Below are 14,257 nucleotides of genomic sequence, written 5' to 3'. Positions count from 1 at the left end.
ATCATGTTCTTTAAAAAAAAGTCTTGCTACTTGATAAACGCAAAAAAATAATACACCTTTTGAGCTGCAATTGGCAATCCTTGCAATTACTTATCATAAGTTTTAAAAAATTAATCTAAATCACTTTTATTCGGCAATATTTATTCTATATTCAACCATTAATTAATTTATTCTTTCCGGTAATAAAACGCTTTCATTCAGTAACATTCAACTCATTATGAAAAATAACTACTTCACTTTAATTACGCGCAATTTCAGCAACAATGTGTTGCGTATTCAACTCGTATTACTATTTCTTTTTAGTGGTGCGAAATTAGTTGCGCAAGATGCAAATGCATTAAAAGTTTGGACCGATATTCCTGAAACTGAAATAGTAAATAAAGCCGATCGGTTTACAATTCCTAGTGCATACCGCACGCTTCACATCAATAAAATAGAATTGCAAAATCAACTTGCAAGCGCACCAAATGAGCCTGCAAATACTGCAGATCTGAGGAATGGACAACTATTTTACCTTCCCTTTCCGGATGGCAGCTTCCAAAAATTTCAGATTTTCGAGTACAATGTGATGCATCCCGATTTGGCCGCTAAATATCCTGAAATAAAAACATATACCGGTGTTGGATTAGATGACAAAAGCGCAAAAATAAAACTGGATTTTACTCCACATGGTTTCCATGCACTGGTGCTTTCACCGAAAGGAACCATTGTTATTGATCCCTATTCTAAAGGAACTACAGAAGAGTATATCAGTTATGATAAAAAAAATGCACCGTCAAGCTCACCTTTTCAATGCGAAACATCAAACGAAATAATTTCAAAAAAAGCAATAGAGTCTAACCTCACTGCATTACGCACTTCCGGCGCCAATTTGCGCACCTACCGTTTGGCGCTAGCTTGCACAGGCGAATATGCTGCTTTTCACGGTGGTACAACTCCGCTTGCACTTGCTGCTATGGTTACTTCCGTAAACCGCGTTAACGGAGTATATGAAAGTGAAGTAGCCATTCGATTGGTACTGATAGCAAATAACAATTTACTTGTTTATACCAATGCTGCAACCGATCCCTACACCAATAACAGCGGTAGTACCATGCTTGGAGAAAACCAAAATAATCTTACAACCATTATTGGTACCGCCAATTTCGATATTGGACATGTATTTAGCACCGGGGGTGGTGGCGTTGCCGGACTCGGTGTTATTTGCAATGCTGGTAATAAAGCGCGCGGTGTTACCGGAATGAATGCTCCAATTGGTGATAATTTCGACATTGATTACGTCGCGCATGAAATGGGACACCAGTTCGGTGGAAACCATACCTTTAATAGTGTAACCGGAAGTTGTAGTGGAAATAGATCTACTAATTCAGCATACGAACCAGGAAGTGGAATTACAATTATGGCCTATGCCGGTATTTGTGGTGCCGATGATTTGGCACCACATAGTATTCCTTATTTTAGCACAAGAAGTTTCGACGAAATTGTAATTTACTCCACCACTTCTACCGGCAATACTTGTCCTGTTACCACAGCAACCGGAAATACAGCTCCAAATGTTACCAGCATGGGCGCCAATAAATCAATTCCTATTTCCACACCTTTTACTTTAACAGGTGCAGGCACAGATGCCGATAACGATCCGCTTACCTTTTCATGGGAACAATTCGATTTAGGAACTGCCGGTGCTTGGAATGCCAACCTTGCCTCAGCTCCTCTGTTCCGGCCATTTAGCCCCACAACTTCTCCATCACGCACTTTTCCGCAGATTTCAGACATTGTAAATAACGTGACAAGTATTGGTGAAATATTGCCCAATGTGGCACGTACCCTACACTTTCGACTAACCGCAAGAGATAATAAGAGCGGTGGTGCCGGTGTAATGCATCCGGATACAACTTTATCGATTAATGTGGTGAACAATGGGGGAGCCTTCGCAGTGACTGCTCCAAATACAGCTGTTTCTTGGATTGGGAATTCAACTCAAACAGTTACTTGGAATGTAAGTGGAACCACTGCAGCACCTATTAGTACTGCGAATGTTAATATTTTGCTTTCTACCGATGGAGGTTTCACTTATCCTACCCTAGTTTTAGCGAACACTCCAAATGATGGTTCTCAAATAATTACTGTTCCAAATTCTCCTACCACTACTGCACGTATTAAAGTGGAAGCAGTTGACAATGTTTATTTCGATATCAGTAATACTAATTTTACCATCACCGCGCCCACCATTCCGGATTACACACTTTCTGTAACTCCCGGTACACAAAATGTGTGTGTGAATGTTGCTGCCGTTTATACTATTAATACCTCTTCTATTTTAGGATACACAGGTGCGATTACCTTAACTGCAAGCTCTTTACCTCCTGGAGCTTCCGCATTATTTAGCCCCAATCCAATAACTCCCGGGGCAAGCAGTACACTCACACTTTCTAATTTAACTCTTGGTGGTGCTTATACTTTTAATGTAGATGCTGCATCTGCCAGCTCTAACAAAAATTTTAGTACCGGATTAACCGTTTTTGATAGCCCCGGAAATTTTAGTTTGCAAACCCCTGCTAATAATGCAACGGGCCAAAGTGTGCTCCCAACATTAACATGGACTTCAAGTGCAAATGCTTTAAGCTATGATCTAGAAATCGCCACAAATGCTGGTTTTACAATAGGATTGCAAACGTTTAACGGTATTAACACAAACAGCTATACCCTAGCAAGTTCACTCAGCTCATCTACCGTTTACTTTTGGCGAGTACGTGCTGTTAATTCTTGTTTTACCGGAAACTTTAGTTCAGGATTTAGCTTTACAACTTCAAATGTGTACTGCACCACATTTAACAGTACAAATATTCCTCTTGCAATTTCAGCTACTGGAGCTCCAACAATTACTTCCAATTTGGTTATTCCGTTTACTGGAACGATTTCCGATATTAATTTAGTAAACGTAACCGGTACTCACTCGTGGATAAACGATTTAACTTTTACGCTAAGAAGTCCGGGTGCTGTGAACGATATTGTGTTGCAAAATATTTGTGCAAGTGAGGATAATTTTAATGTAAATTTTGACGACGAAGCTGCAAACCTTTATACAGCTTTACCTTGCCCACCAACAAGCGGACTGTTTTATAAACCAAAAAATCCGCTAAGCATTTATGATGGAACTGCCTTATCGGGTACGTGGCAATTAATTGTTAACGATATTGCTGATCAAGATGGTGGTAGCCTAGCTACGTGGGGTTTAAATGTTTGCTATACTCCTATTTGTAATTTACTTGTAAACGTTACTCCGGTAAACGCATCCTGTCCTGCCGTTTGCGATGGTACCGCAAGTGCTGTTATTTCAAATGGAATTGCACCCTATGTGTACGCATGGTCAAATGGACAAAGTTCCGCAACCGCCAGTGGATTATGTGTACAGAATTACTCCTTAACTGTTTCAGATGCGCAAGGTTGTTCAGTAAGTCAAAATTTTTCAGTTGGAACTAACGGTTCAGTGCCTTCGCAACCTGCTTCCTTCACCGCCTCTACATCATCGGTATGTGTTGGTCAAACGAATGTGACTTATACAGTTCCATCAGTGGCTGGCGTAACGTACACTTGGTCCTACTCCGGAACAGGCGCAAGCATTTCTGGAACCGGTAATTCCATCAGCATCGATTTTTCGCTTTCAGCGACTTCCGGTGACTTAACTGTTACCCCTTCGAATGCTTGCGGAAATGGAATTGCCCTACAAATGAGCATCACGGTAAGTAGTGGAATTAATTGGTACCTCGATGCCGATTTAGATGGCTATTATACCGGATCCCCAATAGCCTCTTGCAGTTCTCCGGGTAGCGGATATACTTCGGTATTGCCTCCAAATGGCAGCGGTGATTGTGACGATGCAAATATAAATGTGCATGCATTTCCTGCTGCAAGTACCATCTCGGCAAACGGACCCCTTACCTTTTGTGAAGGCGAAAGTGTTACCTTACTTGGAAATACTTCTGGTGGTGAATGGAATACAACAGAAACAAGTAATGCCATAAATGTAATTAGCAGCGGCACTTATTTTGTAATCAATAGCAATTCCTGTGGCAACACAAATTCAAATAGTATAGTCGTTACAGTAACACCTGCTAGCATCGCTCCGGTTGGCGTAACTGCTGCAAGTCCCTATAACTATGGTTTTGAGAATGCTACTCCCCCAGCTGTGTTTTGTGGCATGATTATCAGCAATGACAATTTCCCTGCTGATATCGAAAAATGGCATACTTCCACACAAGCGCCACACAGCGGCAACAATCACATGGCAATAAATGCTAATGCTGATGGTGTTAGCGCTAAGGAGGATTGGTTTTTCACTGCTCCGCTTACTTTATTGGCAGGTAAATCGTATCGAATTTCGTTTTGGTACAGAAGTACTAATGCTGCTAAACTCGAAAAATTGCAAGTATTTACCGGACTGTTAGCTGATGCAGCAAATATGCAAATTAATGCTCCGCTCTACAGTAAAAATAATATACAAAATACATCTTATAGTATTGACTCCTCAAGTGCTTTTATTCCATCTTTTAGCGGTACTTATTATTTTGGATTCCATGCGTTCAGCGCTGCCAATCAAGCTAATTTATTTGTTGATGACATTCAAGTTAAAGAAGTATCCACGACCAACTTAAATCCAATTTATTGCACCACTATACCAAGTTTGTACAGTCAAATTTTTGTTCAACCGGTGCCGGGTGCATCCAATTACCGCTTTAAAATTGTTGGCTCTGGCGCGCAAGCCAGTTATAATTATGAACATTACCGCAACAATGCAAATCCTGATTATCGCCTTAAATGGGCTCCCGGCGTGATTTATGGCTATACTTATGACGTTTCTGTAGCATACTTTAAAAATGGTGTTTGGAGTCCCTACGGCGCCTCATGTCCGGTTTCATTGGGCGCTTTCCCAACAATTAAATTGCGTAATAATCCGCTCACCCCGGGGCAATGCAATTACACCATTTCCGACTTAAACGCTCAATTGTTTACCGATTCACTATCAGGTGCAAATGATTATATGTATAAAATAGTAGAAAACAATTCAGGCAATTCCTACAATTATGATCACACTTGGCAGCGCTATAGCGGAAACCTCGATTACCGTTTGGTGTGGGCTTATCAGACATCACCATTAATTGATCGGGTTAGATTTGGCTATAAGTACGATGTGCAAACACGCGCACTTGTTGGGAAAACAAACGCTGCTTTTGGAAATCGTCCAGGCGAATGGGGCAATTATGGTGCTACTTGTGAATTAGATTTAAGCACAAACTCGCCAACTACTTCGCTAAGCAATTGTAACATCCTATTGTCATCGCTCAACCAACAAATTTTCACAACCCCTGTTAACGGTGCAACCAATTATGAGTATGAATTTACGGCGCCCGGGTACACAGCTGTTGTTTACCGTGGCAATGGGAATACCGATTTTCGCTTGATATGGATACCTACAAGTCCTGCAGTGCCCGGAGGTCCTCGCTATGCCACTACTTATAGTGTGCGGGTTAAACCTTATGTTGGGGGTGTATGGCTTAATTATGGAGCAGCTTGCACAGTAACTACACCGGCAGCACCAAGCACTACTATTTTGGGAATATGTGGTACAACTCTATCTTCGGGTCAATTCAGCAGCACAATCAGCTGTACTGCCGTTCCGGGCGCTAGTATGTATTCTTATCGCATTACAAATGTTGGTGGAGTAGCTTATTCAAAAGTGTTTTACAACTTTAATCCAAACAACACTTTCAGCTTAGCGCGAACATTAGCTTGCTGTGGACAACAAAACCTCTTGCCAAATGCAACTTACACTATCGAAGTGGCTTATTATGCCGGTGTATGGAGCGCTTACGGTCCTGCGTGTACATTCACCACAGGGACTACTGTTCCGCGCTATTCTCCCTTTGAATCAAACAGTGTAACGATAGATGAAAACTCTTTTAATCTTTCTATTTATCCCAATCCTTCTTTGGCTAGTGAAGGTATTTCAATCGAATTAAATAGCACTAATTTTAAAAACCAAGAAGCTGAACTTGTTATTTATAGTGCAATGGGTAAAAAGGTTTATAACAATAGCTTTATGATTACCGAAGGGTCGAGCTTTGCTTATCAGCCTAACATCCGCTTGGCAGCCGGTGTTTATATGGCAGAAGTGCATATTCTGGAATCCGTGCACTATCAAAAATTTGTAGTGAAGTAATTTTCGGTTCGCATTTGCAAAATCCGATTTAGCCTTGCTAGATCGGATTTTGTTTTTAAGTAAGGTATCCTTCTATACTAAAAAGCGGTATAGTCTAGATTATCCTGACAAAATAATTTTAATAATCACTCTCGAACAAAATTTTTTTCAAGAAAACATAATGTCCAAAATCATTGTCTTAAAGAAACTTTTTAACGTGGTAAGACATTAACCTCATAGGTATTATTTTAAAACCTGATATTGACGTTCAATAGCATTTTAGGTAGATTTCATACCTAACATTTGTCCTGTTTTCTTAGCTAAAATTCTAATAGATTTACCCACTCAAAATTTTAATAAATGTCCAAATGAAAAAACTACTATTCCGAAGCTATTTAAAACAAAAGCTAATGCTGCTTTTTATTCTACTCACCAATGCTTTAGCGCAAGCACAATCAAATACATCAAAAGAGAGTGAATACCGCAATAGCCCTTTATGGATAACGATGATGAATGATCCAAATGAAAATTATTTTGAAACCGTTAAAGCGTTTCGGATTTTTTTTACAGATAGATTTTTACCCGAAGAGCCTTGGGAAAAAATGCAGGAAGGAGCCGATTCATTCGAAAAAGAAGTTGGATTAGAAACGGGTAATGAAAATAGCAGGGAAAAGGAAAGAGAAAAAGAACGTGAAAAAAGAAAACAAAAACCAAATTCACCAAATTATGCTGCCGAAGTGCGTGCATTTAGAAGTTGGTTTTATAGTGTTCAACCTTGGGTGCAAAGTGACGGCTCAATTGTTACGCCCGATGAACAACAGCGCATTATTGATGCCCAACATAAAGAATTGAAAGAAGAAGAATTAAAAAATGGCAAAAACTAATTCAAGAAATAAAATGAATATGAAAAAACTTACCCAATTTTTACTGCTTCTTTTAATAACAGGTAGTACATCTTTTGCTCAATTGGCGAATTGGACACCCGGTTCAAATCCAACATTTACAAATTTCCCTGTCAATGTTTCGGGACAAATTAATGGGCTTTGCCGCATTAGTCAAATGAAATTTCACAGCACCGATCCCAACAAATTATATGCAGTTACCGGAGAAGGCGGCTTTTTTGCAAGTAATGATGGCGGCACCAATTGGACGGTTAAAGCAGGCACCGAAAATCTAACCGGTAGTTGTGCATCCTTGTGTATTGATTATACCAACGATCAAATTATTTATCTCGGTTCAGGCGATGCCAATTATTATTCCAATGGACAAGGTATTTACAAATCAACCGATGGCGGAAACACATTTACTTTGTCGACTTTAACAAATTGTCTTGTTATTGAAATCATACAAGATCCGAATAATTCCGCAACTTTTGTTGCAGCTACAAACAAAGGAATTTACAAATCCACCAACAACGGTGCGAATTGGGTGGCAACTACTTCAACTGCATTACAATTTTGTGATTTAAAACAAAATGCCGCGGCTAATTCTAGTACTTTGTATGCTTGTACTCGTGAAAATAGTGCACGCTTTTATCGTTCAACCGATTTTGGAAGCAATTGGACGCAGATAACTTCCGGAATTACGACTGCAGTAAATTTTGTTCAAGCCGGTGGTCGAATTGGTGTAACTCCTGCCGATCCCAATGTGGTTTATTTTGAAGCTATTGGTGGCGGTGGAATTGTGCATAAATCGAGCGATGGTGGATTAAATTTTGTGGTTACTAAACCCGAAGGTGCCGGAACTGCATCCCTACCTTATATTACATTTTATGATTTCGACAACAATAATACTTTAACAGGACAAGGTAATTACAACAACGCCATTTGGGTGGATGTAGCAGACCCTTCTAAACTATGGTTACAGGCACACAATACTTGGTTATCGCTTGATAATGGCGCCACTTGGACAGAAATTACGCACTGGTCAACAAAAGTGCATACGGATATGCATCAGGTACAGCAAAGTCCGTTTGATGCCAATAAACTTTTTAGTTGCAACGATGGCGGGATATGGCTCAGCACAGATGGCGGATTTAATTGGACTACCAAAAGTAATGGACTATATGCCTATGAAACCTACAACAATTGTGGAAAAAGCAGTAATACCGACCGCAATTATGTAACGTTAGGAACACAAGACAATGGACGAGTTTTCAGAAATGCAGCCGGTTGGTTTACCGATAGAGGTGGCGATGATACACGACAAAAAGAATACGACTACCTACCCAATGGCGGATTTTATTATGAAAAAACACAACTCAATCGCAAGTCAGTAAGCAGTGGAGCAACGTCATCATCCGGACTTCCTACCACTGGAAATTTTTGGGAATACCTTGCTTTTAATCGCAGTAATACCAGTTTAGGATTTATGTGGTTTACCGATAATAATCTTTACCGAACAACAAATCTTTCAGCAGCTCCTCCCACATGGTCCTCTGTTTTCACTTTCACAGTTCCGGTTATGGCTATGCACAGTTGTGTTGCCGACCCTAACCAACTGTATGTGATAACCAACGATGGCAAAATTCAGGTTTCAACCAATGCTTTAGCGGCAAACCCAAGCTTCACCACTTTTAATTTACCTTCCGCATCCTCTTCACTTGCTAGTATTACAGCTATTGCCAACGATGCAAATAAAGTTTATATATCCATAAACAATAGAGTTTACTATTCGAGCGATGGTGGAGCTACTTGGACAAATATTTCTTACAACCTGCCAAATGTAAATCATAGAAAAATTATCGCTGAAGAAATTGGTGGTACGCAGGAATTAGTTTTTATTGCCACCAACAATGCGGTGTACTACAAAAAAGCAGGTCAAATTACTTGGACAAATTACAGTACAAATCTTCCAGGACGAAGGGCTCCAACAAATTTTACTTTGTATGATGATGGTACCTCACAATCACTAATTCGCTACTATACTTATGGTCGTGGTGTTTGGGAATCTTCCTTTGCTAACTTGCGTCCACTTAACGCACAAATTACAGTATTAAATGAGGCTAATCCCGATTGCAGCGCACATACTGTAACCTATGGTGATGCTTCTATGGGGAATGTTGTTTCTTATGCTTGGAGTTTCCCGGGTGGCAATCCTTCAACTTCAACTTCACCCACACCAACAGTAAGCTATGCTGCAAACGGAAACTATAATGTAAGCTTAACCGTCACAGATAATTTAAATGTTACTTCATCAACAAGTATCTCAAAAGCAGTTCAACTCATTCCACAAATTAAATCCGCGCTCTCTGTAATACCGGCCCCGGTTTCGGCCGACTTTTGCAGAGGTGGACATGTTAATTTAACCACAAATGGAGGTGTTTCGCCAAGTTTTGTGGAACTTGGAAATGGAAGTTCTGTTACGGTTGGTAATTCCTCCTCCTCTACTTTAGGCCCAAACCCGCTGCAAAACTGGTATGGCGGTTCAAAGCAGTTAATGCTCTTTACTGCTGCCGAGTTAAATGGTTTAGGTATTATCGGAGGAGCACAGCTATCTGGTTTTGCGGTGAATATGCCTAATGCAGTTACATCTTATGTGCTGCAAAACCTTCAAGTAAAAATTCAAAATACGTCGTTAACTAACCTCTCCGGATTCTTGACATCGGGTTGGACTGTTGTCAGAAATGCAGCAAACTATACACTTAGCGGCAATGGCTGGAATACGATTACATTTAATTCTAATTATACTTGGGATGGTACGAGCAATTTACTCATTGAAATAAATTATTCCAACAACAATGGCGGGAACTCCGGAAACACTGCTCTTTATGGAACAACTACAAATGTAAGTACGCTGCTTTATCGGGCTGATAATGTAACCGCCGCCGCAGTTGATACCTATAGCGGAGGTGCTACTTATATGTATAGTGCACGAAACAACGTACGATTTTTCATGAGTGGAACTGCATCTTCCTATAGCTGGTCGCCCTCAAGTGGGTTAAATATAGCCTCGGGAACAAGTGTTGTTGCAAGTCCTTTAACCACTACAAACTATACTGTTACTGCAACATCTGCCGGAACGTGCCCTGTTGCTGCAAGCCAAGTGGTTACCCTCTTAACAAATACGATAAGTGCTAGCGCCGGTAGTAACGGAATCATTTCTCCATTAGGTAACTCTACAATAAATTGTGGTACTGATCTCTCTTACACAATTACACCCGATGCCGGCTATACAGTGCAAGATGTTCTTGTGGACGGTATTTCACAAGGTGCAATTACTTCTTATACTTTTACTAATGTTATCCTCAACCATACCATAAGTGCAAGCTTTGTGGCCAATTGCATTCCTTTTAACTGGTATCTCGATGCCGATTTAGATGGCTATTATACAGGCGCCCCTGTACTCTCTTGCACTTCTCCGGGGAGCGGGTATACTTCGCTATTACCTGTAAATGGAAGCGGCGATTGTGACGATGCAAATATAAATGTGCATGCTTTACCGGCTGCAAGTACCATCACGGCAAACGGACCACTTACCTTTTGTGAAGGCGAAAGTGTTACCTTACTTGGCAATACATCAGGTGGTGAATGGAATACAACTGAAACAAGTTACGCAATAAATGTAATTAGCAGCGGCACTTATTTTGTAACTAATAGCAATTCTTGTGGCAACACAAATTCAAATAGTTTAGTCGTAACAGTAACACCTGTTAGCATCGCTCCGGTTGGCGTAACTGCTGCAAGTCCCTATACCTATGGTTTTGAGAATGCTACTCCCCCCGCTGTGTTTTGTGGCATGATTATCAGCAACGACAATTTTCCTGCTGATATCGAAAAATGGCATACTTCCACGCTAGCGCCACACAGCGGCAACAATCACATGGCAATAAATGCGAATGCCGATGCTGTTAGCGCGAAGGAGGATTGGTTCTTTACTGCACCGCTTAATTTATTAGCTGGTAAGTCCTATCGAATTTCATTCTGGTACAAAGGAACAAATGCATCAAAACTCGAAAAACTGGAAGTATTTGCAGGACTGTTAGCTGATGCGGCTAACATGCAAATAAATGCTTCGCTCTTCAGCAAAAACAATATACAAAATACAACTTATAGCAATGACTCCTCAACTGCTTTTATTCCATCCTTTAGCGGTACTTATTATTTTGGATTCCATGCATTCAGTGATGCCAATCAGGCTAATTTACATATTGATGATATACAAGTTAAGGAAATATCTACTACCAACTTAAATCCAATTTATTGTACAACTATTCCAAGTTTATACAGTCAAATTTTTGTCCAACCGGTTCTTGGCGCTTCCAATTACCGCTTTAAAATTGTTGGCTCCGGTGCACAATCCAGTTATAACTTTGAACATTACCGCAACAATGCGAACCCTGATTATCGCCTTAAATGGGCTCCCGGCGTGATTTATGGCTATACTTATGACGTTTCTGTAGCCTACTATAAAAATGGAACATGGAGCCCTTACGGTGCATCGTGTCCTGTATCATTAGGCGCCTTCCCAACAATTAAATTGCGAAACAATCCAGTAACTCCTGGATTTTGTAACTATACTATAAGTGATTTAAATTATCAATTATTTACCGACTCCCTTCCCGGTGCGAATGATTACATGTACAAAATAGTAGAAAACAATTCAGGCAATTCCTACAACTATGACCACACTTGGCAGCGATTTAGTGGAAACCTCGATTACCGATTGGTATGGGCTTATCAGGCTTCACCGCTTATTGATCGGGTGAGATTTGGCTATAAGTACGATGTGCAAACACGCGCGCTTGTTGGGAAAACAAATGCTGCATTTGGCAACCGTCCGGGCGAATGGGGCAATTATGGTGCAACATGTGAATTAGATTTAAGCACAAACTCGCCAACTACTTCACTAAGCAATTGTAACATCCTTTTGGCTTCGCTCAATCAACAAATATTTACAAACCCTGTTAACGGTGCAACCAATTATGAGTATGAATTTACTGCGCCCGGATACACAGCAGTAGTTTACCGCGGCAATGGAAATACGGATTTTCGCTTGACTTGGATTCCTACAAGCCCTTCAGTACCTGGTGGTCCACGCTATGCCACCACTTATAGTGTACGCGTGAAACCATTTGTGGGTGGTGTGTGGCTTACTTATGGCTCGGCATGTTCTGTAACTACTCCGTCAGCGCCAAGTACTTCAATAACCGGAATTTGCGGAACAACACTAAGTCCCGCGCAATTCAACAATACCCTCACATGTACTGCTGTTCCTGGCGCAAGTATGTATGCGTATCGCATCACAAATGTTGGCGGCGTGGCCTATTCAAAAGTGTTTTATAATTACAATTCAAATAACACATTTAGCCTATCTCGAACATTACAATGCTGCGGACAACAAAACCTGTTGCCGAATTCCACTTACACCATCGAAGTGGCATATTATGCCGGAATTTGGAGCGCTTATGGTACTGCGTGTACTTTCACAACTGGAGCTACAGTTCCACGCTATTCTCCTTTTGAATCAAATAGCGGGACAACACGTGATAACTCATTTAATTTTGTGATTTATCCTAATCCTTCCAAAGTGGGTGAATCTTTTTCGTTAGAGTTATATGGCGTTAATTTCGTAAATGAAAAAGCAGAGCTTGTTATTTATAGTGCAATGGGGAAAAAGGTGTTTTACAACAACTTTACAATCAACGAAGAAGCCAGCTATACGTATCAACCTAACATTCAATTAGCGGCCGGAGTGTATATGGCAGAAGTGCATATTTTCGGATCTGTGTATTATCAAAAATTTGTAGTGAATTAATTTTATTAGCGCTACTATGCAAAATCCGATTTAGCCCTGCTTGGTCGGATTTTGCTTTTTTGAGCAGTATCATTCCATTCCCAAAAGCGGGTAGTCTATTAAATTTTATCTTTGCACAAAAATTCAATTTATGATCTCATTTGACAATACCGAAATTGCCTTTTCAGCTAAAAAAAATGCAGACTTAAATCGTTCCTTCTGGTTGTTCAATATGGTAAGCCGACCTTGGATGGTTAACCTTGGAAAAGTGCTTACCGAATGGTCATTGGCAATTAACCTTCCTATAAAATCTGCTGTTAAAGCAACCATATTCAAACAATTTTGTGGCGGTGAAACCATTGAAGACTGCAACAAGACCATTGCCGAACTAGGAAATTTCAATATTGGAACCATTTTAGATTATTCGGTCGAAGGCAAAGAAAGTGATGATGATTTTAATGCCTCCACCCGCGAAATTATTGCGACCATTTCCCGCGCCAAAGGCGAGAAAAATATTCCCTTTAGTGTATTCAAAGTTACAGGTGTTGCGCCCCTAGCCCTTCTCGAAAAGGTGAGTGCTAAAATACCTTTGACTAAAGCTGAAGAAATTGATTTTGCTAAAGTGCATCAACGTGTTAAAAATATTTGTGAAGCAGCTTACAACGCCGGTGTTCCTCTATTTATTGATGCAGAAGAAACCTGGATTCAACCGGCGATTGATGACCTTGCCAATGAAATGATGGAAAAATACAATACCCAAAAAGCGGTGGTGTATAATACCTATCAGCTATACCGCAAAGACAGACTTGCCTACCTTAAAGAATCATTTGAAAAAGCCCGACAAAAAAATTATTACATAGGAGCTAAGCTGGTGCGCGGGGCTTACATGGAAAAAGAGCGGGAACGCGCCCTCGAAAAAGGATACCCCTCACCCATTCAGGACACAAAAGAAGCTACCGATAAAGACTACGATGCAGCTGTTGAGTTTTGTATACTTAACCGAGAAACAATTTCGCTTTGCGCCGGAACCCATAATGAAAATAGTTCTTTACGCTTAGTGGAGCTTATCGAAGCAAGTAAAATAGCTAAAAACGATAAACACATTTATTTTTCGCAATTGCTTGGCATGAGCGACCACATCAGCTACAACCTTTCCAAAGCCGGTTATAATGTAGCTAAATATGTTCCGTATGGTCCCATCAAAGAAGTGCTCCCTTACCTCATTCGCAGAGCGCAGGAAAATACTTCGGTTAAAGGCCAAACCGGTCGCGAATTAAGTCTCATTATTAAGGAGCGTCGCCGCCGAAACGGGAAATAATTTTA

At 40.5% G+C, this 14,257-nt stretch carries 4 protein-coding genes; all 4 read left to right on the top strand.

The features are described 5' to 3' along the window. Positions 1-217 precede the first annotated feature (217 nt). The 4 genes from IPP32_07990 to IPP32_07975 all read left to right on the top strand — a co-directional run bounded on the left by IPP32_07990 (position 218) and on the right by IPP32_07975 (position 14,252). Positions 218-6,220 carry a T9SS type A sorting domain-containing protein gene (locus IPP32_07990; protein ID MBL0048018.1) on the top strand — a complete coding sequence of 2,001 codons (6,003 nt, stop codon included), beginning with the start codon at positions 218-220 and terminating at the stop codon, positions 6,218-6,220. A gap of 347 nt (positions 6,221-6,567) precedes the next feature. After that, on the top strand, positions 6,568-7,083 hold the full coding sequence (locus IPP32_07985) for a hypothetical protein (GenBank protein ID MBL0048017.1): 516 nt from the start codon (positions 6,568-6,570) through the stop codon (positions 7,081-7,083). 19 nt (positions 7,084-7,102) lie between these two features. Further along, positions 7,103-12,955, top strand: a complete 5,853-nt coding sequence (locus IPP32_07980; GenBank protein ID MBL0048016.1) for a PKD domain-containing protein — start codon at positions 7,103-7,105, stop codon at positions 12,953-12,955. A gap of 130 nt (positions 12,956-13,085) precedes the next feature. Further along, positions 13,086-14,252 carry a proline dehydrogenase family protein gene (locus IPP32_07975; GenBank protein ID MBL0048015.1) on the top strand — a complete coding sequence of 389 codons (1,167 nt, stop codon included), beginning with the start codon at positions 13,086-13,088 and terminating at the stop codon, positions 14,250-14,252. The last annotated feature ends 5 nt before the right edge of the window (positions 14,253-14,257 follow it).

It is taken from the genome of Bacteroidota bacterium, assembly GCA_016721765.1.
In the GTDB taxonomy this organism is placed as follows: Bacteria; Bacteroidota; Bacteroidia; order UBA4408; family UBA4408; genus UBA4408.
Note: the sequence above shows the minus strand (reverse complement) of the source record. Positions and strands in the feature narration are given on the sequence as shown.